17 protein-coding genes are annotated in these 22,857 nt (G+C 71.6%); 12 read left to right on the top strand and 5 right to left on the bottom strand.

Going from position 1 to position 22,857, the window contains the following annotated elements:
* Positions 1 to 95 precede the first annotated feature (95 nt).
* The 3 genes from pgi to ACL00U_RS13795 all read left to right on the top strand — a co-directional run bounded on the left by pgi (position 96) and on the right by ACL00U_RS13795 (position 4,205).
* Complete coding sequence (pgi, locus tag ACL00U_RS13805) at positions 96 to 1,817, top strand: glucose-6-phosphate isomerase (RefSeq protein ID WP_412873506.1); 1,722 nt, start codon at positions 96 to 98, stop codon at positions 1,815 to 1,817.
* 238 nt (positions 1,818 to 2,055) lie between these two features.
* Complete coding sequence (locus ACL00U_RS13800) at positions 2,056 to 2,592, top strand: hypothetical protein (protein WP_139179692.1); 537 nt, start codon at positions 2,056 to 2,058, stop codon at positions 2,590 to 2,592.
* Between the two features lie 155 nt (positions 2,593 to 2,747).
* A complete protein-coding gene (locus tag ACL00U_RS13795) occupies positions 2,748 to 4,205 on the top strand; it encodes a sugar porter family MFS transporter (RefSeq protein ID WP_214585134.1) in 1,458 nt (485 codons plus the stop codon).
* Positions 4,206 to 4,353: 148 nt separating this feature from the next.
* Here the strand turns inward: ACL00U_RS13795 and ACL00U_RS13790 are convergent, their stop codons facing one another.
* The 3 genes from ACL00U_RS13790 to ACL00U_RS13780 form a co-directional block, all read right to left on the bottom strand.
* On the bottom strand, positions 4,354 to 5,328 hold the full coding sequence (locus ACL00U_RS13790; protein WP_412874071.1) for a zinc-binding dehydrogenase: 975 nt from the start codon (positions 5,326 to 5,328) through the stop codon (positions 4,354 to 4,356).
* Between the two features lie 27 nt (positions 5,329 to 5,355).
* Positions 5,356 to 5,778: an organic hydroperoxide resistance protein gene (locus ACL00U_RS13785; protein ID WP_017885422.1), complete on the bottom strand. Its 423-nt coding sequence runs from the start codon at positions 5,776 to 5,778 to the stop codon at positions 5,356 to 5,358.
* A 100-nt stretch (positions 5,779 to 5,878) separates the two neighbouring features.
* Positions 5,879 to 6,355 carry a MarR family winged helix-turn-helix transcriptional regulator gene (locus tag ACL00U_RS13780; protein WP_175470736.1) on the bottom strand — a complete coding sequence of 159 codons (477 nt, stop codon included), beginning with the start codon at positions 6,353 to 6,355 and terminating at the stop codon, positions 5,879 to 5,881.
* A gap of 104 nt (positions 6,356 to 6,459) precedes the next feature.
* Between ACL00U_RS13780 and mvk the strand changes: the two genes are divergently transcribed.
* From mvk to ACL00U_RS13735, 9 genes are all read left to right on the top strand, one after another.
* A complete protein-coding gene (gene mvk / locus ACL00U_RS13775; protein WP_140448800.1) occupies positions 6,460 to 7,443 on the top strand; it encodes a mevalonate kinase in 984 nt (327 codons plus the stop codon).
* A complete protein-coding gene (mvaD, locus tag ACL00U_RS13770; protein ID WP_412873505.1) occupies positions 7,437 to 8,450 on the top strand; it encodes a diphosphomevalonate decarboxylase in 1,014 nt (337 codons plus the stop codon). Before mvk ends, mvaD begins: the two co-directional genes overlap by 7 nt.
* Positions 8,447 to 9,529 carry a phosphomevalonate kinase gene (locus ACL00U_RS13765; RefSeq protein ID WP_042539904.1) on the top strand — a complete coding sequence of 361 codons (1,083 nt, stop codon included), beginning with the start codon at positions 8,447 to 8,449 and terminating at the stop codon, positions 9,527 to 9,529. The genes mvaD and ACL00U_RS13765 overlap by 4 nt, the downstream gene beginning before the upstream one ends.
* A complete protein-coding gene (locus ACL00U_RS13760; RefSeq protein ID WP_017885427.1) occupies positions 9,522 to 10,586 on the top strand; it encodes a hypothetical protein in 1,065 nt (354 codons plus the stop codon). The genes ACL00U_RS13765 and ACL00U_RS13760 overlap by 8 nt, the downstream gene beginning before the upstream one ends.
* The gene (locus tag ACL00U_RS13755; protein ID WP_042539902.1) at positions 10,583 to 11,746 is read left to right on the top strand and encodes a hydroxymethylglutaryl-CoA synthase; all 1,164 of its coding nucleotides are present in this window, start codon (positions 10,583 to 10,585) and stop codon (positions 11,744 to 11,746) included. Before ACL00U_RS13760 ends, ACL00U_RS13755 begins: the two co-directional genes overlap by 4 nt.
* Before the next feature lie 187 nt (positions 11,747 to 11,933).
* Positions 11,934 to 12,401 carry a hypothetical protein gene (locus ACL00U_RS13750; protein ID WP_017885429.1) on the top strand — a complete coding sequence of 156 codons (468 nt, stop codon included), beginning with the start codon at positions 11,934 to 11,936 and terminating at the stop codon, positions 12,399 to 12,401.
* Entirely contained in the window at positions 12,401 to 13,306 is a 906-nt protein-coding gene (locus ACL00U_RS13745) for a hypothetical protein (protein ID WP_042539900.1), read from the top strand. The genes ACL00U_RS13750 and ACL00U_RS13745 overlap by 1 nt, the downstream gene beginning before the upstream one ends.
* A 4-nt stretch (positions 13,307 to 13,310) precedes the next feature.
* Positions 13,311 to 14,525, top strand: coding sequence for an alpha/beta hydrolase family protein (locus ACL00U_RS13740; RefSeq protein ID WP_052481865.1), 1,215 nt, complete (start codon positions 13,311 to 13,313; stop codon positions 14,523 to 14,525).
* An 8-nt stretch (positions 14,526 to 14,533) separates the two neighbouring features.
* A complete protein-coding gene (locus tag ACL00U_RS13735; protein ID WP_042539899.1) occupies positions 14,534 to 14,929 on the top strand; it encodes a hypothetical protein in 396 nt (131 codons plus the stop codon).
* Positions 14,930 to 15,291: 362 nt separating this feature from the next.
* Here the strand turns inward: ACL00U_RS13735 and ACL00U_RS13730 are convergent, their stop codons facing one another.
* Entirely contained in the window at positions 15,292 to 17,082 is a 1,791-nt protein-coding gene (locus tag ACL00U_RS13730; protein WP_042539898.1) for a sulfite reductase subunit alpha, read from the bottom strand.
* Positions 17,079 to 22,649 (bottom strand): glutamate synthase-related protein, encoded by a 5,571-nt coding sequence (locus tag ACL00U_RS13725; RefSeq protein ID WP_412873504.1) that lies wholly within the window; start codon positions 22,647 to 22,649, stop codon positions 17,079 to 17,081. Before ACL00U_RS13725 ends, ACL00U_RS13730 begins: the two co-directional genes overlap by 4 nt.
* Positions 22,650 to 22,857: the final 208 nt, after the last annotated feature.

Raw genomic sequence — 22,857 nt, 5'->3', positions numbered from 1 at the left:
CTGCCGGAGCGCACTACGCTCGAAGACGGTCCGCGACGCAGCGCTGCGTGACCCGCGGGCTGTACGTCTCGAACGTGATCCCCAGGAGGACCGAAGTGACCGAATCCGCTCCCGTCGACCCCACATCGACCGAAGGCTGGAAGAAGCTCGACAGCATCGCTGCCGGCTTCACCCCGGACCTGCGAGGGTGGTTCGACAGCGACCCCGGTCGTGCCGAGCAGTACACCTTCCAAGCTGCCGACCTGACCGTCGACCTGTCCAAGGGCCTGGTGACCGACGAGGTCGTCGCCGCGCTGCTGCAGGTCGCCAAGGACACCGGCGTCGCCGAGCGCTTCCAGGCGATGCTCGCCGGTGAGCACATCAACGTCACCGAGGACCGCGCCGTACTGCACACCGCGCTCCGTCGTCCGAAGGCGACCGAGGGCCTCGTGCCGGCCGCGCCCCTGACCGTCGACGGCCAGGACGTCGACGCCGACGTGCACGCCACGCTCGACAAGGTCTACGGCTTCGCCGAGCAGGTCCGCAGCGGCGCCTGGACCGGTGTCACCGGCAAGCGCATCGAGACCGTCGTCAACATCGGCATCGGTGGCTCCGACCTCGGCCCGGTCATGGTCTACGAGGCGCTCAAGCCGTACGTCCAGCCCGGCCTCGAGGCCCGCTTCGTGTCGAACATCGACCCGGCGGACATCTACGAGAAGACCGCGGACCTGGACCCCGAGACCACGCTCTTCATCGTCGCGTCGAAGACCTTCGGCACGCTCGAGACCCTGACGAACGCGCGCCTCGCCCGCCAGTGGCTGTGGCAGGAGCTCGGCCTGACCGACGCCGCCGACGACGAGAAGAAGAACGCCGTCGCCAAGCACTTCGTCGCCGTCTCCACCGCGCTCGACAAGGTCGAGGCGTTCGGCATCGACCCCGAGAACGCCTTCGGCTTCTGGGACTGGGTGGGCGGCCGCTACTCGGTCGACTCGGCCATCGGCACGAGCGTCGTCATCGCCATCGGCAAGGAGAACTGGGAGCAGTTCCTCGCCGGCTTCCACGCCATCGACGAGCACGTCCGCACCACGCCGCTCGAGCAGAACGTCCCCGTCCTGATGGGCCTGCTCAACGTCTGGTACACGAACTTCCTCGGTGCGCAGAGCCACGCGGTCCTGCCCTACACGCAGTACCTGCACCGCTTCGCCGCGTACCTGCAGCAGCTCACGATGGAGTCGAACGGCAAGCGCGTCCGCTGGGACGGCTCGCCCGTCACCACCGAGACCGGCGAGGTCTTCTGGGGCGAGCCCGGCACGAACGGCCAGCACGCGTTCTACCAGCTCATCCACCAGGGCACCCGCCTGATCCCGGCCGACTTCATCACGGTCGCCAACCCGGCCCGTCCGCTGCAGGACGAGACCGGCGACGGCAAGGGCGTCGCGCCCGGCACCGACGTGCACACGCTGTTCCTGGCGAACTTCTTCGCGCAGACCAAGGCGCTGGCGTTCGGCAAGAGCGCCGACGAGGTCCGCGCCGAGGGCACCACCGACGAAGGAATCGTCGCGGCCCGCACGTTCCCCGGCAACAAGCCGACCACGTCGATCATCGCGCCGGAGCTCACCCCGAGCGTGCTCGGCCAGCTCATCGCCCTGTACGAGCACATCGTGTTCACCGAGGGCACGATCTGGGGCATCGACTCGTTCGACCAGTGGGGTGTGGAGCTCGGCAAGCAGCTGGCGCTGCAGGTCACGCCGGCCGTCGAGGGCGACCAGGCCGCGCTCGACGCGCAGGACCCGTCGACCAAGGCGCTCATCGCGAAGTACCTGGAGCTGCGGAAGTAGCGCACGCCCCCACCTGACGGACGGGAGGCCCGTGGCGGATCCGCCACGGGCCTCCCGTCCGTCGTGTGCGTGCGCTGCGGCCGCGGGCCGGTCGCCGGGCCGGTTTCGCGCTCAGCGACACCTCATGCGCGCGCCGTCCCGTGCGGTGTCGCTCAGTGCGGAACGCGGCTGGTCGCGGTGCCCCGCCACCGCGACGGACGGTCCGCCGGTGTCGGTCGGAGCGGCTACGGTCGAGGGCATGGAGCGTTCGGAGATCCTCGCCGCGGCTGCCGCCGCGCACGCCGCCCGCATCGCAGCGGCGGGTGGTGACGACGCCGCGGCGCGTGAACGGGCCGACAGTGTCCGGCGCCGGGCCGACGGGCTCACCGACCGGTACGACACGGTCGAGGGCACGGACACCGAGTCCGACGCCCGTGACGCCGCCCGCCGTCGTGCGGGAGAGGCGGACCGCGCGGCCTCACGCACCGAGGGCGTGCTGTCCGACTGGCACCGGATGGGCACTCGTCGTGGCGTCACCCCGGACGCGCAGGTCCGCACGGCCTGGACCGTGACCGGGGTCCCCGAGCGGGGTGACGCCCGTGCGCTGGCGAACGTGCTGCTCTCGACCGCGGGGCACGCGGGCCGCGTCGCCGACGCCGCTCGGCGCAACCCCGCCCTGTCCGGCGCCGCCAGTGCGGCCGCTCGACGCACCGTCCGCCGCTACACCGACCACGGTGCGGACATGGCGTCGTTGGGGGACGTCCTCGGCGACGGCCCCGTCGACGACGACCGCTGACGCTGCATCGCAGATTGGACCGCTCCCGTCCTCATCAGGTGTTCTGTGGACCGATCCAAACGACCTGACGACAGAATGTCCAATTGACAGGACATGGAATCGGGTTACGATCGGTCCACGCACTGACGCGCGATCACCGACGAAGGAGTCACCGAATGGTCGACATCAAACCGACAGCCCCGACTGTCGCACTGCCCCCGTTGGGGACCGGGCCGCACCGCCGACGTCTCGGCGTGCTGGCCCTCGTCGCCACGTTCGGCGGGTTGCTCTTCGGGTACGACACCGGCGTCATCAACGGCGCCCTGAACCCGATGAAGGCGGAGCTCGGCCTCACCAACTTCACCGAGGGTGTCGTCACGAGCTCGCTGCTGTTCGGCGCCGCGATCGGTGCCATGCTCGGCGGCCGCATCGCCGACGGCTGGGGTCGCCGCAAGACGATCATCCTGCTCGCCGTCACGTTCTTCGTCGGCACGCTGATCTGCGTGTTCGCGCCGACGTTCGAGGTCATCGTCATCGGTCGTGTGCTCCTCGGCCTCGCGGTCGGTGGCGCGTCGACTGTGGTGCCCGTCTTCCTCGCCGAACTCGCCCCGTACGAGATCCGCGGATCCCTGTCCGGCCGCAACGAGCTGATGATCGTCATCGGCCAGCTCGCGGCGTTCGTGGTCAACGCGGTCATCGGCAGCGTGTGGGGTGAGGGCAACGGGGTGTGGCGAGTCATGCTGGCCGTCTGCGCGCTCCCCGCGATCGCCCTCTTCGTCGGCATGCTCCGGGTGCCGGAGTCGCCGCGCTGGCTCGCGTCGAAGAACCGTTACGACGAAGCACTCTCCGTCCTCGAGCAGGTGCGGACCACCGACCGTGCCCGTGCCGAGCTCGACGACATCAAGCGGAGCAACGACATCGAGGCGAAGGTCGAGCGCGTCAGCGGGTGGCAGACGCTGCGCGGGAACAAGTGGCTCATCCGCATCGTGCTCATCGGCGCCGGACTCGGCGTCGCGCAGCAGCTCACCGGCATCAACTCGATCATGTACTACGGCCAGACCGTGCTCATCGAGTCCGGGTTCCAGGCATCGGCAGCCCTCATCGCGAACATCGCACCCGGTGTGATCGCCGTGATCGGTGGCGTCATCGCCCTGTACAACATGGAGAAGATCAACCGCCGGACGACGCTGATCCTCGGGTTCACGCTGACGACGACCTGCCACTTCCTGATCGGCATCGCGTCGGTCGCACTGCCCGAGGGCAACCCCGCTCGTCCGTGGGTGATCCTGTTCCTGGTCGTCGCGTTCGTCGGCTCGATGCAGACCTTCCTCAACATCGCCGTGTGGGTCGTCCTGTCCGAGATCTTCCCGACCCAGATCCGTGCGCTCGGCATGGGCATCTCGGTGTTCTGCCTCTGGATCGCGAACGCGTTCCTCGGGCTGTACTTCCCGACCATCGTCGCCGCGACCGGCATCACCGGTACTTTCTTCGGCTTCGGGATCGTCGGGCTCCTCGCCCTGCTCTTCATCTGGAAGTTCGTGCCGGAGAGCCGCGGCCGCACCCTGGAAGAGGTCGAAGAGGGCGTCACCACCGGCAACATCTTCACCGTCCCCGTGAAGGCGTCGCGCCGCTAGGCCGCACCACGCTGCACCGAGTGCGCAGAAGACGTCGGGTCGCCCCAGGGCACCCGGCGTCTTCTGCTCATTCGGTGTGCGACGAAGCACGCAGACGGACGGGAGGCCCGGTGCCAGCTGGCACCGGGCCTCCCGTCCTGTGGTCGCGCTACGGGCGCAGGAGCACCTTGCCGACGCGGCCGGCGGTGTCGCTGGCGCGCACGGCGTCGCGGACCTGCTCGAAGGCGAAGGTCTCGGCGACGGGGAGCGTCAGCGAGCCGTCGAGCACGCGGGTGATGAGCTCACCGAAGAGCTGGCCCTTCGTCTCGGCGGGCATCGTCTTGCTGACGACGGAACCCCAGAAGCCCTTCACGGTGAGCTGGCCGAAGATGACCTTGCCCGACGGGATCTCGAGCGTCGGCGACGCCATCGCGCCGAAGACGACGAGGGTGGCGTTCTCGCCCAGCACCGAGGCGATGTCGCCGGCGGCCTTGCCACCGACGGACTCGACACCGGCGATGATCGGGGCGCCGCCGGTGATCGCGGCGACCTGGTCCTGCCAGTCGTCGGCGTCGGTGGCGACGATGCGCTCGATGCCCTGCTCACGGAGCTCGTCGACACCGGCGGCGCGACGGACGAGTCCGATGACGTTGATGCCGCGTGCGGCACCGAGCTGGGCGACCATGCGACCGACCGCACCGTTGGCGGCGTTCTGGAGGATCCAGTCGCCCTCGTGCAGGTCGAGCGAGTGCAGCAGGCTGATGGCGCTGAACGGCATCGAGACGAGCTGCGCGGCGGCCTCGTCGGTCATCGCGTCCGGCACCGGCACGAGGCCTGCGGCGTTCGCGGTGTAGTACTCGGCCCAGACGCCGAAGGCGCCACCGGCGACGCGCTGGCCGACCTGCAGGTTCGTGACGCCCTCGCCGAGCGCCTCGACGACGCCGAGTGCCTCGGTGCCCGAGGCGGCGGGCAGCTCCGGCTTGAAGCCGTAGGTGCCGCGGACGGTCCACAGGTCGTGGTTGTGGATGGGGGAGAGGACCGTGCGGACGAGGACCTCGCCGGCGGCGGGCGTCGGGACGGGGCGCTCCTGCACCTCGAGGACGTCGGCGGGCTCGGCGAACGTCTCGTGGACGACGGCGCGCATGGTGGTGGGGGTGGTGGTGCTCATGGGTCAGTCCTCCGAGACGACGATGGTGACGTCGATGTTGCCGCGGGTCGCGTTCGAGTAGGGGCAGACCTGGTGGGCTGCGTCGGCGAGGGCCTGGGCCTGGTCGTGCTCCAGGCCGGGGATGACGACCTCGAGCATGACGGCGAGCTGGTAGCCACCGTTGCCGTTCGGGCCGATCTGCACGCGACCGCCGACGGACGAGTCGGTGATCTTCACCTTCTGGCTGCGGGCGACGCCCTGCAGTGCGGAGTGGAAGCAGGCCGCGTAGCCGGCTGCGAAGAGCTGCTCGGGGTTCGCGCCGTTGCCGGAGCCACCCATCTCCTTCGGGATGGCGAGGTCGAACTCGACCGTGCCGTCGCTCGTGGCGACGTGGCCGTTGCGGCCTTCGCCGGTGGCCAGGGCCTCGGCGGTGTAGAGGGCTTCCATGGGGTTCCTTCCTTGTGGGGCGGATCGTGCAGTTCGGGGTGTGCGGCGTGCTCTCGCGCTCAGCGACAGTTCACGGGCACACGTGGCCGTGAGGTGTCGCTCAGCGCGGAACGGCGCCGGGGTCAGCGCCGGCGGCGTCGCGCTCGGGATCGGCCGCCGTGTGCATCGTCTCGGTCAGCCGGTGCAGCGTCGCGATGAGCTCGGCAGCGGCACGTTCGTCGGCCAGGCCCATCCCGGCGGCTATGCGTGCGGGGATGCCGCTCAGCTCGGACCGCAGTTCGCGGCCGCGCTCACCGACGGTGACGGTGACGACGCGTTCGTCGGTGCTGCGGCGCTCGCGACGGACCAGGTCGCTCTGCTCCATGCGGCGGAGCAGCGGCGAGAGGGTGCCGGAGTCGAGCTGCAGGTGTTCCCCGAGGCTCGAGACGGTCTGGTCGCCCTCGACCCACAGGGTGACGAGCACCAGGTACTGCGGGTACGTCAGGCCCCAGGGTTCGAGCATCGTGCGGTACGCCTGCGTGGTGGCGCGGGACGCCGCGTAGAGGGAGAAGCACACCATCTCGTCGGTCACGGGCATGCGTCCACACTGTCACGCAACCCAGTTGTGCACAACTCGATGCAGCGGATGCCCAGCTGACGAACACGCCGACGGCCCGTGCGGTTAGGCTGACGTGACCCACGATGACCAGCTGCGACCTCGACAACACCACGACCCCCGGCAACGGATCGGCGTCGTCCCACGGCAAGACGATCCTGATCGGTGAGCACGCCGTGGTGTACGGCGCACCCGCTCTCGTCCTGCCGGTGCTCGACGCGCGGGTCGTGGCGACGGTCACCCCGGTCGCCGCCGACGCCGAGCAGCCCGGTCACAGCCTGCAGTCCACCGTGCACACCGGCCCCCTCGACCTGGCCCCCGCTGCCGTGATGCCGACCGTCACCGCGGTCACCGCGACCCTGCGGCACTTCGGGGTCACCGACCGGCACTTCCACGTCCGGGTCGACAGCGAGGTCCCGACCGCCCGCGGCATGGGCTCGAGCGCCGCGGTCGCCGCGGCCGTGACCGCCGCCGTCGCCGACGCGCTGGGCGAGACACTCGACGTCGAGACCCACCACGAACTCATCCAGGAGTGCGAGCGCGTCGCCCACGGGCGTCCGTCGGGCCTCGACGCCCGGGGCGTCGTCGCGTCCGCGCCGGTCTGGTTCGAGGCCGGGCACATCGAACCCGTCGCGCTCGGCGCCCGGTTCACCTTCGTCGTCGCAGACACCGGCGTCCCCGGGCACACCAGGGAAGCCGTGTCCGCGGTCCGAGCACGCCACGACCAGGACCCGGCCGGTGTCGGCGCCGTGATCGACCGGATCGGCGCGCTCGCCCGGCGGGCACGGGGGACACTCGAGGACGGCGATGCCCAGGCTCTGGGTGTCACCATGGACGCCGCGCACGACCTGCTCAGCACACTCGACGTGTCGAGTGTCGACCTGGACCGGCTCGTCGACGCCGCACGCGCTGCGGACGCCCTCGGCGCGAAGCTCACCGGCGGCGGGCGGGGCGGGTGCGTCCTCGCGCTCGCCGCGGACGACGACCACGCGGACCGCATCGCGGCCGCACTCCGCGCTGCAGGGGCCGCAGCCACCTGGACCACCACGATCGGAGCCCGCGCTTGCTGACAGCCACCGCCGTCGCGCACCCCAACATCGCCCTCGTCAAGTACTGGGGGAAGGCAGACGCGCAGCTCGCGCTGCCCGCCACGGGCAGCGTCTCGATGGGGCTCGACGTGTTCCCGACGACGACCACCGTCACGGTGGACGGCGGACGGGAGGCGCTGGGCGCACGGGGAGACACGTTCACGCTGAACGGTCACGTCGTCGACGACGGGGCGCTGGTGCGCGTGCAGCAGTTCCTCGACCTGGTGCGGGAGCTCGCCGGCAGCGACGCCCGCGCGTCAGTCGTCTCCGAGAACACCGTGCCGACCGGTGCCGGGCTGGCCTCGAGCGCCTCCGGCTTCGCAGCGCTGGCCACCGCGGCCGCCGCGGCGTACGGCCTCGACCTGTCGCCGCGCGACCTGTCGCGTCTGGCCCGTCGTGGTTCGGGTTCGGCCACGCGCTCGATCCCCGGCGGTGTCGCCGTCTGGCACGCCGGCGACGACCAGGGCTCCTTCGCCGAGCCGATCCCCGCTCCGCCGATGGCCATGGTCGTCGTCACGATCGACGCCGGCCCGAAGCCGATCGGGTCGCGCGAGGCCATGCGTCGCACCATCGCCACGTCGCCCTTCTACCCCGCCTGGGTCACCTCGACCACCGAGACCGTCGGTGACATGCTCACGGCCTGTGCGGCCGGCGACTTCACCCGCATCGGCGAGATCACCGAGAGCAACGCGCTCCGGATGCACGCCACGATCGAGGGCGCCTTCCCGCCGATCCGCTACCTCAACGCCCGCAGCGTCGCCGTGTTCGACGCCGTCGCCGAGCTGCGTGCCGGCGGGGTCGAGGCCTACGCCACGGCCGACGCCGGCCCGAACGTCGTCGTGCTCACGAAGCCGCAGGACCGGTCGGCCGTCGCCGGGGCGCTCGCGTCGCTGGGCGACGTCATCGAGTCCGGCACCGGACCTGCCGCGCGGGTGCTCCGCTCCGAAAAGACCGGGAGCAATCCCGACCAGAAGGAGTCCGCGCAGTGATCGAGTTCCGTGCACACGGCAAGCTGTTCGTCGCCGGCGAGTACGCCGTCGTCGAGCCGGGCCAGCCGTCCGTCCTGATCGCCCTCGACCGCGCCATCACGGCGAAGGTGCGCGAGGGCCACGGCGCGGGCAGTGTGCACTCCGAGGAGTACGGGCACCTCCCGCTCACGTGGACCCGTGCCGAGGACGGCCTGGCGCTCGACCGCGAGCACCACCCCTACGACTACGTGATGGCCACGATCGACCTGGTCGAGAAGCTCCGCGCCGAGCGCGGCATCGCCCCGCGGTTCCACGACCTGCGCATCGAGAGCCAGCTCGACGACGCCAGCGGCCGGAAGTTCGGACTCGGGTCCTCGGCCGCGGTGACCGTCGCGACCGTCGGTGCCCTCGACCGCTTCTACGGCATCGGTCTGACCCAGCGCCAGCGCTTCCAGGTCGCCCTGCTCGCGACGATCCGGGTCAACCCCCGGGCCTCGGGCGGTGACCTCGCCGCGAGCACGTTCGGCGGGTGGCTGCGCTACAGCGCCCCGGACCGCGAGCGGCTCGCCGCCATGCTCGGGGACCACGCGGTGTCCGCGATCCTGGCCGACGCGGACGCGTGGCAGGGCTTCGACGTCCAGCGGCTCCCCGCCCCCGAGAACCTGCAGCTGCTCGTCGGCTGGACCGGCTCGCCCGCGTCCACCACGAAGCTCGTCGACGTGGTGCGTCGGCACCGCAACGGCGGGTACCAGGCGTTCCTCGACGAGAGCCGCAGCTGTGTCGACGACCTGACCACGGGCCTCCAGACCGGCGACGCCGAGCGCACGCTCGATGCCCTCAAGCGTGCACGCGTGCTCATGCAGCGTCTCGGTGACTCGGTCGGGTCGCAGATCGAGACCGAGCGGCTCGCGACCCTGTGCGACGTCGTCGAGGCGGCTGGCGGGGCGGCGAAGCCGTCCGGTGCCGGCGGCGGCGACTGCGGCATCGCGCTCGTCCCGGCGGACACCGACCCCGCCGGCATCCACCGCGCCTGGGAGGCGCACGACATCAGACACCTCAGCGTCGCGGTGCGAGCACCAGAAGGAGCCCTCGATGAGTGACCTGCTCACACCGATCCCCACCAAGTGGGTCGGTCCGATCCGCGTCAGCGGCAACGCCGTGCAGGGGGAGCACGAGGTCCCCCTCGCCACCTACGAGTCGCCGCTCTGGCCGTCCGTCGGCCGCGGTGCCCGCATCTCGCGCATGGTCGAGGACGGCATCGTCGCGACCGTCGTCGACGAGCGGATGACCCGATCCGTCGTGGTCCGTGCCGACAGCGCCGCCGCCGCCCACGTCGCCGCCGGGCAGATCCTGGCACGCCAGGACGAGCTCGCCGCGATCGTCGCCGGCCAGAGCCGGTTCGCCAAGCTCATCGAGGTGCACCCGGAGATCGTCGGGGACCTGCTGTTCCTGCGCTTCGCGTTCACCACGGGCGACGCCTCCGGCCACAACATGGTCACCCAGGCCGCGGACAAGCTGCTGCCGGCGATCCTGGACTGGCAGCCGGGCCTGCGGTACGTGTCGGTGTCGGGCAACTTCTGCACCGACAAGAAGGCCACCGCGGTGAACGGCATCCGTGGCCGCGGCCGCAACACCATCGCCGAGATCGTGATCCCGGGCGAGGTCGTCGAGAAGCGCCTGCGGTCGAGCACCGCACGCATCGTCGAGCTCAACATCGCGAAGAACCTGATCGGGTCGACGATCGCCGGCGCCATCCGCTCGGCGAACGCGCACTACGCCAACATGCTGCTCGGCTTCTACCTGGCCACGGGCCAGGACGCCGCCAACATCGTCGAGGGCTCGCAGGGCATCACGAGCGCCGAGGACCGCGACGGCGACCTGTACTTCGCGACCTCGCTGCCGCACCTGATCGTCGGCACGGTCGGCAACGGCAAGGGCGGCGACCTGCCCGTCGTCGAGGACGCCCTGGTGCGCCTCGGCTGCCGCGACGACCGCGAGCCGGGGGCGAACGCCCGCCGCCTCGCCGGTCTGTGCGCCGCCACGGTGCTGTGCGGGGAGCTCTCGCTCCTCGCCGCGCAGACCAACCCGGGCGAGCTGATGGCCGCCCACGTCGCCATGGAACGCCGTGGCACGAAGCCCGCAGGCGGTGCAGCATGAGCGGCGTCGGCATCCACGACATCGCGATCGCGACCGGGCACCACGTGCTCGAGCTCGACGACCTGGCCGAGCGGCTCGGCGTCGACCCGGCCAAGTACCACGTCGGCATCGGGCAGGACGCGTTCAGCGTGCCCGCCCCCGACGAGGACATCGTCACGATGGGCGCCACCGCTGCGAAGGAACTCATCGACCGGCACGGCGTCGAGGGCATCCGGACGGTGCTGTTCGCCACCGAGTCCGGCGTCGACCAGTCCAAGGCCGCCGGCGTCTACGTGCACGGTCTGCTCGGGTTGCCGAAGGCCGTCCGCGTGGTCGAGCTGAAGCAGGCCTGCTACGGCGGGATGGCCGCGGTGCAGCTCGCGCTCGGCATCGTCGCCCGCGCCCCGCACGAGCGGGTGCTCGTCATCGCCGCCGACGTCGCGCGCTACGACGTCGACACCGCCGCCGAGCCGACCCAGGGTGCCGGTGCCGCCGCGATCCTGGTGTCCGCCGACCCCGACCTGATCGAGATCGAGCCGGCCGCCGGCGTCTACACCGCCGACGTCGACGACTTCTGGCGGCCGAACGACCGCTCCACCGCGCTGGTCGACGGACGGCTGTCCGTCAGCGCCTACGTCGACGCGTTCGTCGGCGCGTGGGACGACCTCGCCGAGCAGGGCGGGCCGGCGTACGAGGACATCGTGCGCTTCGTCCACCACCAGCCGTTCACGAAGATGGCGCTCAAGGCGCACCGGAAGCTCACGCAGCACGTGGGCGTGCCGTTCGACGAGTCGGAGCTGTTCGTCGGGTTCACGTACAACAAGCAGACCGGCAACACGTACACGGCGTCGCTCTGGATCGGGCTCGCCGCACTGCTCGACCTCGACGAGCACCTGGCGGGGGAGCGCATCGCCCTGTTCAGCTACGGCTCGGGCAGCGTCGGCGAGCTCATCACCGGTGTCGTCCGGCCCGACTACCGCGAGCACCGCCGGGTCGGTCGGGTGCGCGCGCTGCTCGGCGCACGCGTCCCGCTGACGGTCGACGCGTACCGCGAGCTGCACGCAGCCGGCGCCGCCACCAGCGAGGACGTCGAGCGTCCGCGCGTCACGACCGCGCCGTTCCGGTTCGAGGGTGTGCGCGGTGGCGCGCGCCACTACGAGGCGACGACGCAGCAGGCGTAGCCGGCGTCGCCGGGCTGCTCCCGCCCCGCGGACCCGGCGCACGTGCCGGCACCTGTCGCTTCCGCGGACCGGACTGGAGGCCCGTGGCGGCGCCGCCACGGGCCTCCAGTCCGTCCACCGGTCACGCCGGCGGTCTCGTGCACGAGGGCGAGGTGCCGGTAGTCTTGCCGCGGAGATCGGAGGGTCGATGGCGGAGCAGCTGGGCGCGTCCGGCGCCGTCCGTGCCCTCGTCGCCACCCTGCCCCGCGCACCGCACCTGTCCGACGTCGTCACCGGCGTCGGCACGATGGTCGGCAAACCCACTCGCGTCGTCGACGTCGACGGTCCGAGCTGGGGGCCGCTCACGGCGCTCGTGTCGCAGTTCGAGCACGAGAACCTGGTGCTCGTGCCCGCCGGGGCGCCGCCGCTCTACCGCATGCACTGCGTGCTGCACGAGCTCGGGCACCTGGTGCACGGCGACGTCGGCACGCCGACCGCGTCGTCCGTCGCCGAGTTCGCCGCCGGGGGCCACGTGTGCCGTCGTGCGCTCGACGCCGACTCGGGGCTCGTGAGCATCTCGGACGACGACGAGCACTTCGCCGAGCGGTTCGCGTACGAACTCGCGACCGTCCTGCTCGCCGGTGCCACGGGCGCGGACGAGCGGGCCTACGGCTGATGGCAGCACTGCACGCCGCAGCCTTCTGGTTCGCGGCGCTGATCTTCCTCGCCCGCACGCCGTACGTGCTGCGGAACCCGCGCGGCCGGGCGGCCTGGGGTGCCACGGGTGTCGGCGCACTCGGGCTCCTGACCCTGGGCAGCGTCGTGCCGCAGACCGTGCTCGACGGCGCACTGGGCGGCTCGAACCTGATCAACCTGGTGCAGAACGTCTGCGCGACCGTGGCGTTCTGGCTGATGCTGCGGGCGAGCACCGACGACCTGCCGGAACGCCCGATGCTGGCGAAGCCGGTGGCGCTGCTCGTCGTGGTCGTGGCGTTCACCGTGCCGTTCCTGCTGGTCGAGGAGCGCGGCGGTACCGACTTCGACTTCATCGTGCACGGGATCGCACAGACGCCGATGTGGTTCTACGCGACCGTCTACATGGTGAGCGTGGGGCTGATCGCCGCGACGACCCTGCGGCGTGGCGTGCTGCAGAACCCGGTGGCGCTCGTGGTGTTCCGCGTCGGGCTGGCCCTGGTGGTCCTGGCGAGCGTCGACGAGGTCGCCTCGCTGACGGCGGACCACTTCGGGGTGTTCCCAGCCGGGGTCCGTGACGGACTGCGTCTGGCCTTCGACCCGCCGTTCTACCTGGGCATCGTGTTGATCGTCGTCGCGATGGCCTCGTTGACGTTCCGGCGGTGGGGGCGTGACCTGCGGCACCGCGGGCACCACCGCCACCTGCGCCGCATCGTGCGCCGGCACGAGGTGCGCGCGGTCGAGCGGCCGGGCGACCCGCAGGCCCGGACTTACGACCTGGTCATCGCGATCCGCGACGCCGAGGTGCAGGGACGGACCCTTGACGATGCCGAGCTCGCCCAGGTGCGGGCGGCGGAACGGACCCTGACCCGGAGCCTCGGAGGATGACGGCGTGACGATCGTGTGGTGGGTGCTCGGTGCGCTCGTGGTGCTGGCGGTGGCGGCGCTGCTCGTCCTGCTCGTGGTGCGGAAGGTCGTCGGACGGATCGTGCTGCCCGGGGGCGACCGCTGGACCCCCGTGCTCGGGTCCGACGCCGACTCCGTCCGGCTGCCGATCACCGACGACACCGTGCGCCCGGGGGAGTACGGCCTGTGGCACGACGGCCCGGGCCACACCACCGTCGGGCCGGTGCTCGAGATCGACGAAGCCGCCGGGTCGGTGCGGCGGGCCGTGGTGCGGACGACCGGCGCGGTGTCGTCGCGGGTGCGGTGGAGTGGGCACGTGCACCCGGACCCGGCGGCGATGGAGGTCGACTGGTCCGAGGTGTCGCTGCCGACGCCGGTGGGGCCGGCACCGGCGTGGGTGGTGCGGCCGGGCCCCGACGGCGCGGCCGACGGCCGTGCGGGAACGGACGGCACCGCCGACGGCGTTGCCGACCGCGTTGCCGACCGCGATGCCGCCCGGACCTGGGCGGTCCACGTCCACGGGATCCGGACGACCCGGGTCACCGCGCTCCGGACCGTCCCCGCGGCGCTCGAGCTCGGCTGGACGTCGATCGTCCCGTCGTTCCGTGGCGACGGCGAGGCCCCGTGGGAAGGCCGGGCCTCGCACCTCGGTGCCCGCGAGTGGGCGGACGTCGAAGCGGCGCTCGACCACGCCGTCGCGAACGGCGCCGAACAGCTCGTCCTGGTCGGCTGGTCGATGGGCGCGACGATCACGCACGAGCTCCTCGCCCGCTCGGCGCACCGCGACCGCCTGGCCGGGATCGTGCTCGTCGCCCCCGCGCTGGACTGGTCGGTGGCGGTCCGGTCACAGGCCCGCCGTGCTGGTCTCCCCGGCATCGTCGTCTCGGCCGCCCTCGGTGCGATGGCGACCCCGGTCATCTGCCGGCTGGTCGGGCTGCGGGAAGCCGTCGACGTCCGGGCCCTCTCCTGGTTGCGCGCACCCCGGGCGTTGCCACCGACCCTGCTCATCCACTCCGCCGGCGACACGACGGTGCCGTTCTCGGCCAGCCAGGAGTTCGCCGAGGCACACCCGGGCACGGTGACGCTGGCGGTCAGCGAACCGGCCGAACACGCGTGGGAGCGCAACGTCGACGCCGTCTGGTTCGACCGGACGATCACGACCTGGGCGTCGAACCTCGCGCACACCGCGGCACAGGAGTAGAAGGAGCCATGGGTCAGCTCATCTACGGCGGGCAACCGCTCGACCTGCGGATCGACGACCGCGCGCTCACACACCTGCAGATCGTCATCGTCAACATGCTCCGGCGCGACCACCGTTTCGCGTTCTCGTGGAAGGACGACGTCATCCACGGCAACGGTCGCAGCACGATCTGGTTGCATCCGAGCGTCAGCCTGCACTTCAAGTTCACGGGGAGCCGGGTGCCGTCGATCAACCGCAGCTGGCTCGAGGACCTCTACGCATCGGCCACGTCGGGGTCCGGGCTCGTGCTGACACCGGAGCCGACGGACACCAGCACGGCCGACGACTCGGCGTGGTCACGTGCCGTCGCACCCGGGGACGCGGACGACGCCTCGAGCACTCCGAGCGGTACCACAACACGCTGATCTGGGTCAACGGGTTCCGGTCAGTCCGTCCGACCCGTACGCTTTCTGTACCGCGGTACAGAGTCGTCCCCCGCACCGGAATCCAGGGATCCGGTGTTGACCTGTCCCGCGGCAGGAGGGGGACCCGAATTGACCGTGACGCACTGCGAGTCCGGCACCGACCAACCATCGGTGCTCTGGGCGAGCGAGCGAGGTGAGTCCCGGATCAGGGGATTCGCCGCTCATGCGACCGGCGCCGTGCGCCGGGACCGCCGCGTCACGGTGCTGGGCTCGCCGATCGGTCTCGACCGACCGGCGCTCCTCCGGGATCGCCCCGGCCATCGGATTCGGGTTCCGTGGCCGGGGCGGTCTCTCCGCTCGCCTCAGTAGACGTCGCGCACGTACCGCTTCGCGCGACGCATGTCGGCCAGGTACGCCTGCGCGTCGTCCTCGTCGCGCCCGCGGCCGGTGCGGATGACCTGCAGCAGCGCGGCCTCGACGTCCTTCGCCATGCGTGAGGCGTCGCCGCACACGTACACGTGGCCGCCGTCCTCGAGCCAGGCGAACAGCTCCGCCGACCGTTCGAGCATCCGGGTCTGCACGTAGACCTTCTCGGCCTGGTCGCGCGAGAACGCCAGGTCGAGGCGGTCCAGCACGCCCTGTTCCTGCAGCTCGGCGAGCTCGTCCTGGTACACGAAGTCGGTGTCCCGGTGCTGGTCGCCGAAGAACAGCCAGTTGCGCCCGGTCGCACCGGACACCGCACGCTCGTGCAGGAACCCGCGGAACGGCGCGACCCCGGTGCCCGGTCCGATCATGATCATCGGCGCCGACTCGTCCGCCGGTACCCCGAACGACGCGTTCGGCTGCAGGTACACGTCGACGGTGCCGTCCGGGTCGACCCGGTCGGCCAGGAACGTCGACGCGACGCCCGCGTACATCCGGTGCGGGTCGCCGTAGCGCACCGACGCGATGGTCAGGTGGATGCGGTCCGGGTGCGCCAGCGGGCTCGACGAGATCGAGTACTGGCGAGCCTGCAGCGGCCGGAGGTTCGGCAGCAGCTCGTCGAGTCCGGGGGCAGCCGACCCGGCGTCGCGGAGCAGGTCGAGGACGTCACGTCCCCACAGCCAGCGGTCCAGCTCGTGCTTGTCGCCGTGCGCCACGACGGCGGCGAGCTCGCTCGACGGCGCGCGCTGCACCAGGTCGGCGATGAGGTCCTTCGAGGGCGTCCGGATCTCGCGGTCGGTCCGCAGGACCTCGCTGATCGGACGGCCGTCGAACGCCTCGCCGCCGTTCGCGCCGACCTGCTCGAGCAGGCCCGCCACGAAGACCTCGTCGTTCACCGGCACCACCGCTAGGGCGTCACCGGCCGCGTACTCGATCCCCGAGTCGCCGAGGTCGAACTCGTAGTGCCGGATCTCCTTCGCGCTGCGCGGCGAGGAGAGCAGCCGGTTCTCGACCAGGCGCGACGGGTACGGGTTGCGCTTGTTCCACTGCGACCCCGGCCGGGAGGCACGGCTCGCGCCCGCCCCGCCGGTCGCGGCTGCACCGTCGCCGGTGCCACCGCCCGTGGCAGCGTCGGGTGCAGCCGTCGCGCCGGTCTCGGCGGCCAGGCGGTCGAGGACCCCAGCGGTCCACAGTGCGGCCGCGTCCTCGAAGTCGACGTCGCAGTCCACGCGGTCGTGGACCCGCGTCGCGCCGAGCTGCTCGAAGCGGGTGTCGAGGAGCTTGCCGGCCTGGCAGAACTCGTCGTAGCTCGTGTCACCGAGCCCGAGGACGGCGTACTGCAGCCCCTCGAGCCGCGGCACCGTGCTGGCCTGGATCGCGTCCCAGAACAGGCCGGCGTTGTCGGGCATCTCGCCCTCGCCGTAGGTCGAGGTGACGACGAGCACGTGCGACATCTCGGCGAGCTGCTCGGGCGTGACGGCGTCGAGCGCGCTGGAACGGCCACCGAGCCCGCGGGCCCTTGCGCCGGCGACGAGCTCGTCGGCCAGGAACTCGGCGTTGCCGGTCTGGGTGCCGAAGAGCACGTCGATCGTCGTCGTGGGCGCGCTGGCCGCGACCTTCTTGCCGGCGGCGGCGATGCCCGCGATGAACCCGGCGAGCCAGGACTCCTGGGCGGCGGAGAACGGTGCGTCGACGGGGATCAGCGACCCGGTCGGGGGGAGCAGGCTCACGCGGTCACCGCCTCGGTCGGCGCCTGCGGTGCACGGCGCGCGATGTCCTCGAGCGCCGCGGTCGCGAGCAGCTCGTCGAAGCGTGCCTCGCGGACGCGGCCGTCGTTCTGGGCGTTCTGGTGCATGATCCACCCCGTGGTGCCCGGCGCGTCCATGCTGCGGTTGTTCCGCTGCGTGAGCGCGCGCTTGTAGTCGTCGAGCCGCTTGATCGCGATCAGGGTCGCGAGCTGGTCGTCGGCGAACCGGTCGAGCGTGCCGCGCAGGTACTTCACGACGCGCTGCTTGACGGAGAAGTCCTCGGTGAGCACGAGGTTCTTGACGGCGTCGGCGACCCGCGGGTCGGCGGCACCGGACGCGCCGGGGACGCGCTCGAGGGCGACGTCCTGGGCGACCCCGAGCACGGTGTACGACGACAGCAGCGAGAACATGTCCTCGCCCTGGTCGCCGAGCGCCGGGGCACGGCCGTCGAGCACCGTGCGCTGGTCGCGGTAGTCGAGCTTGAACGCGCGGAGCTTGTCGGTGGCGATCGAGGTCGCGAGCTCGTCGAGGAGCTCCGGCCGGGTCGCCGCCGCCAGGATCTCGCCGGCGTCCTGCGTGAGCAGCAGGGCGCGGGGCATGCCGACGAACACGTGTGCGCGTGCGGTGTCCCACTCGGCGAGCAGCCGCTCGGCCAGGGCCGAACCGGTCGCCTCGAGATGCCACTCGAGCAGCAGGCGGGCGGCGGCCTCGTGGAACGCACCGCGCTCGGTGTCGGTGACGGGGAACACCAGGAGCGAGTCGGTGCTGGCACGCTCGGCGACCTGGCCGGACGGGTCGTACTGGTACAGGAACCCGCCGGACATGCCGTTGCCGAGGCCCTTGCCGAACGCGCCGAGGTTGAACACGGCGCCACCGGTCATGTACTCGCAGCCGAAGTCGCCCACGCCCTCGACGACGGCGGTCGCGCCGGAGTTGCGGACGGCGAACCGGTCGCCGGCCTCGCCCTCGACGAAGGTGCGGCCGCCGGTGGCCCCGAAGAGCGCGAAGTTGCCGACCAGCACGTTGCCGCCCTGTTCGGCACTGCCGCCACCGGGGGCACGGACGATGATCCGTCCGCCGCTCTGGCTCTTGCCGACGCCGTCGTTCGCGGTGCCGGTGTGCTCGAGTACGACGCCGTCGTTGTTGAAGACGCCGTAGGACTGCCCGGCTGATCCCTGCGTGCGGATCGTGACCGCGCCGTCCACCAGCCGGCGGCGTCCGCGGTCGTCCGTCGTCACGGCGGGCAGGCCCTGCACGTCCTCGGAGCGGAGCTCGTGGTTGAGCAGGCGCTCGAGGTCGATGCCGAGCTGGCCGCCGACCGACTTGTCGCTGTTGCCGAGCAGGACGCCGTGCACGAGCACGTGCTCCTGCGCGTGGTCGACCAGGGCGGTGCGGACGCGCTCGAGCAGGGCGTCGTCGGTGTGGAAGTCCTTCTCCAGGTACTCCGGGTCGGTGACGACCTTCTCGGGCACCTGGGCGAGCAGGGCACGTGCGTCGAGCCGGCCGACGCTCGCCGGGTGGTCGAGGAGCTGCAGCAGGTCGGTCCGGCCACGGGCCTCGCGCAGGGAGCGCAGGCCGAGACGGGCCAGGATCTGCCGCACGTCGTGCGCGATGTTGAGCAGGTACTGCGCGAGCGCGCGGGGGTCGCCCTCGAACGCCTCGGCGTTCGTGGTCAGGCCCGCCGGGCACTTCACGTTGCAGTTCTTCGCCATCACGCAGCCGAGCATCATGAGCGCGGTCGTGCCGAACTCGAAGCTGTCGCCGCCGAGCAGGGCGCTGGTGACGACGTCGCTGCCGGTCTGGTGCGCACCCGAGCAGCGGAGCGTGACCTTCTGGCGCAGGCCGTTCGCGACCAGGGCCTGGTGCACCTCGGCGACGCCGATCTCCGCGGAGCGGCCGGCGTACTTCAGGCTGGTGACGGCCGCGGCGCCCGTGCCGCCGGTGTTGCCCGCGACGTTGATGACGTCCGCGCCGGCCTTCGCGACACCGACCGCGATGGTGCCGATGCCCTCGGACGAGACGAGCTTCACGATCACCCGGACGCGGGCGGCCTTGCAGTCGTGGATGAGCTGCGCGAGGTCCTCGATCGAGTACGTGTCGTGGTGCGGCGGCGGCGAGATCAGCTCGACGCCGGGCGTGCCCCCACGGGCCGCGGCGATGTCCACCGTGACCTTGGGTGCGGGCAGCTGACCACCCTCGCCGGGCTTCGCACCCTGGCCGATCTTGATCTCGAGCTCCTCGAGCATGGGGTCGGCGAGGTAGCCGGCCCAGATGCCGAACCGGCCCGAGGCGAACTGCTTGATGCGCGAGCCGCGGATGGTGCCGTAGCGGGAGTGGTGCTCGCCGCCCTCACCGCTGTTCGACATGCCGCCGACCATGTTCGTGCCGTGCGCGACGGCCTCGTGGGCGGTGGCGACGAGCGCGCCGTGGCTCATCGCGCCGGACGCCAGGGTCCGGGTGATCTCGTGGGCCGGCTGCACCTCGTCGAGCTCGACGCTCGCCGGGGCGCTCTGCAGCAGCGCGAGCAGCGCGACGGCCGCACCGGTGGCGCGGAGCGTCACCTGGGTGTCGTCGACGGCGTCGACGTCGATCTGCCCCGGGTGGAGCAACGCGAGGCCGTCTGCCAGGGCTGTGTGGCGCAGTGCACCCGTGGTCCCCGTCGACGTGAGCTCCAGGCGGAACCGCTCCGTTCCTCCAGGCAGGTCCTGGTCGTCCGACGGACGCGAGCCGGACAGCCCGCGCACGGTGACGCTGGCGTTGCCGCTCGTCGAGAAACGACCGAGCTCGCGCGCGAAGTCCTCGGCCGTGTCGATGCCCGTGACGTCCGCGGGCAGGGCGAGCACGTCGCGGAGCGCGGCGGGGCGGCGGGACCGCTCGTCGTGCGTGGTCTGCAGGAACGTGACGTAGCCCGGCGTGATGCGGTGCGCGTCGATCTCGGCCTCGCTGAGGCGGTCGTACCCGGTGTTCCGGTACGCGGCGTCGGTGATGCCGAACGAGTCGTCGAGCTGGCGGAGCGTGAGCAGCCGCAGCGCGTCCGAGTCGCCGGAGCGCTCGAAGGCCGGGCGCTCCTCGGTCATGCCGCCGAACCCGCGGACGCTCGCGACGCCGAACGAGTGGCCGGCGCCGTCGGAGCGTTCCTTGAACAGGCCGAGGAGCGGGACCTGACCCTCGGACGCCACTGAACGGGCACGCTCGTGCCAGTCCGTCGCCGCCTGGGCGATGCGCACGAAGCCGACGCCGCCGACCGGGGCCTGCATGTGCGGGAAGACCCGTGCGAGCACGTCGTCGCCGGTGTCGAGGTAGTTCGGCTCGAAGAACTCGCCGCCGATGTAGCTCTCGGCGGTGCACAGGCCGACGCGGCCCATGGTCTTCGCCAGGGCCTTCTCGGCGGCCTTGCGGAACTGCTTGAGTGCCAGGTCGGTCGCGGTCAGCTCACCGGCGGGTGCGGGCGCGGCGGGGTACTTCTCCTCCGCACGCAGCCGTGCGCTCAAGCTGTACACAGCGGCGGCACCGAAGCCGAGCGCGGTCGCGACGTGGTGTGACGATGGCAGCTGACCGCTCTCCGCGACGACGGACACCCGCAGGCGCAGACCGGTCTCGATGAGTCGCTGGTTGACGGCCGCCACGGCCAGGATCACGGGAAGGGGCGCATGGGTCGACGACACCTCGCGGTCGGTTACGACCGCGATCCCACCACCACGCGACGCGAACGCCTCGATCGCGTCGCACAGGGCGTCCAGTGCGCCGCGCATCGCGTCGGCGTTCGCCTGCTCGTCGGCGGGCACCGGCACGTAGAGCATGTCGAAGCGCCCGAGCGGCACGATGTCCTGGTCACGCAGCCGCACCATGTCCAGGTGCCCCAGGATCGGCGACTGCACGACGAGCTGCCGGCCCGTGGTGCCGGTGCCGTCCGGCTTGGCGCCGAGTGCGACGCGCATCGACATGCCGTCGGCTTCGCGGATCGAGTCGAGCGGCGGGTTCGTCACCTGGGCGAAGCGCTGCGAGAAGTACTTCGCCATGCCGCCCTCGGTGTCGCTCAGGGCGTTGATCGCGTTGCCGTAGCCCATCGCCGAGATGCGCTCCGACCCGTTCTGCAGCATCGGGTCGAGCATGAACCGGAAGCTCTCCTGGTTCAGCGAGTACGCGACGTACCGGCCCGCGAGCGACAGGTCGCCGTCGTAGCCCAGGGTGTTCCTGGTGCGCTCGTAGGCGGGCGCGGGCAGGTCGTCCAGGTTCACGCGGGCCGCGTCGAGCAGGGTGCCGTAGTCACGGCGGGCCGCGAGCATGCGCAGCACCTCGCCGGTGCGCATGCGGGATCCGGTGCGGTGGTCGACGACGAGCATGCCGCCGGCCTCGATGCGGCCGCGGTGCACGACCTCGTCGGCGGCGAACTCGACCTGGCCCGCCTCGGACGACACCATCAGGTACTCGGCCGTCTCGACGGTGCGCAGCGGGCGCAGGCCCAAACGGTCCAACCGGGCACCGACGACGTCGCCGTCGCTGAAGATCACGGCCGCGGGGCCGTCGTTCTTCTCCTCGTACAGCGAGAAGTACTCGAGCATGTCCCGGACGTCGGGGGTCAGGGTGCGGTCGTTCTCCCACGCCGGGGGCATGAGCGAGACGACGGCCTCGACGATCTCGAGCCCGTCGTCGAACACACGGCTCTGCAGGGTCTGGTCGAGCCGGCTCGAGTCCGACTGCCCGGGCGGACGCACGATGCTCCGGGTGCGCGCACGCGCGAGCGCCTCGTCCGACAGCCGGTTCTTCCGGTCGGTGTTCAGCTCGCCGTTGTGCGCCATCAGGCGGAACGGCTGCGCCATCGTCGGGTGCGGCTCGGTGTTCGTCGAGAACCGGGTGTGGAAGTACAGCGTCCGCACCGAGTGCCGGGGGTCACGCAGGTCGGTGAAGTAACCGATCACCTCGCCGGAGTTCAGCCGGCCCTTCAGGATCTGGGTCCGGGCGCTGAGTGACAGCGGGTACAGGGCGGCGTGCTCGGCACGCTCGGCGGCGGCCTGGGCGTAGGACACGGCCTCGATGGCGAGCAGGGCACGGTTCGCGGCGGCGTCGACCTCGGTGCGGTCCCAGTCGGACGGTGCACGGAAGACCCACTGCACGATCGGCAGCTGGTACTGCTCGGCCTCGGGGCGCGCGACCGAGTGGTCGACCGGGACGTCACGGACCAGCAGCAGCTCGAAGCCCTCGGCCGCGATGGCGTCCGAGACCGTCTGCTGGGCCCGGGTGCGCTCGTCGGCGCCGTCCGCGCCGGTGCCACTCGGCACGAAGCAGTTCGCGACGCCGAAGTGCCCGGCGCGCAGCTGCTGGCCGGTGATGGCGCTGAAGAACTCCACCGACAGGTCGATGCTGACGCCCGCGCCGTCACCGACACCCTCGGCGGACTTGCCGCCGCGGTGCGGGATGGAGCACAGCGCTTCGTCGCCCTTGCGGATGACGTCGTGGCTCGGCGTCCCGTCGAGACGGGTGATGAAACCGACGCCGCAATCGCTCGATTCGCGGGCAGGGTCGTAGAGACCGAAGGGTGTGGGGTTCACGTGCGGGTCCAGTGGGGCGTTGCCGGCAGCGGACGGCGCGGGCTGCATCGATGGAGCGCTCGCCGCGGGCAGACCGATGGTGGCAGTCGGGCCCTGTGGGGTGGTGGTGCGGTAGGGCGATGCTACGGCTTGGTATACCGACCGTGCAACACGGGTGGTCCGGGCGTGTGACGGGGTCGCACCGTGCGGGTCTGTTCGGCTGGTGCGA

Source organism: Curtobacterium poinsettiae (assembly GCF_047226435.1).
Taxonomy (GTDB): Bacteria; Actinomycetota; Actinomycetes; order Actinomycetales; family Microbacteriaceae; genus Curtobacterium; species Curtobacterium poinsettiae.
Note: the sequence above shows the minus strand (reverse complement) of the source record. Positions and strands in the feature narration are given on the sequence as shown.

What these genes read in the sequence shown, in the direction of transcription:
- ACL00U_RS13780 (WP_175470736.1), bottom strand. Translation starts at nt 6,355, where the DNA reads ATGCCCGTGACCGACGAGATGGTGTGCTTCTCCCTCTACGCGGCGTCC.
- ACL00U_RS13750 (WP_017885429.1), top strand. Translation starts at nt 11,934, where the DNA reads ATGGCGGAGCAGCTGGGCGCGTCCGGCGCCGTCCGTGCCCTCGTCGCC.
- mvk (WP_140448800.1), top strand. Translation starts at nt 6,460, where the DNA reads ATGACCAGCTGCGACCTCGACAACACCACGACCCCCGGCAACGGATCG.
- ACL00U_RS13790 (WP_412874071.1), bottom strand. Translation starts at nt 5,328, where the DNA reads ATGCGCGCCGTCGTCCACGAGACGTTCGCCGAGCCCGCCGACGTCCTC.
- ACL00U_RS13795 (WP_214585134.1), top strand. Translation starts at nt 2,748, where the DNA reads ATGGTCGACATCAAACCGACAGCCCCGACTGTCGCACTGCCCCCGTTG.
- ACL00U_RS13745 (WP_042539900.1), top strand. Translation starts at nt 12,401, where the DNA reads ATGGCAGCACTGCACGCCGCAGCCTTCTGGTTCGCGGCGCTGATCTTC.
- ACL00U_RS13755 (WP_042539902.1), top strand. Translation starts at nt 10,583, where the DNA reads ATGAGCGGCGTCGGCATCCACGACATCGCGATCGCGACCGGGCACCAC.
- ACL00U_RS13800 (WP_139179692.1), top strand. Translation starts at nt 2,056, where the DNA reads ATGGAGCGTTCGGAGATCCTCGCCGCGGCTGCCGCCGCGCACGCCGCC.
- ACL00U_RS13760 (WP_017885427.1), top strand. Translation starts at nt 9,522, where the DNA reads ATGAGTGACCTGCTCACACCGATCCCCACCAAGTGGGTCGGTCCGATC.
- ACL00U_RS13785 (WP_017885422.1), bottom strand. Translation starts at nt 5,778, where the DNA reads ATGGAAGCCCTCTACACCGCCGAGGCCCTGGCCACCGGCGAAGGCCGC.
- ACL00U_RS13735 (WP_042539899.1), top strand. Translation starts at nt 14,534, where the DNA reads ATGGGTCAGCTCATCTACGGCGGGCAACCGCTCGACCTGCGGATCGAC.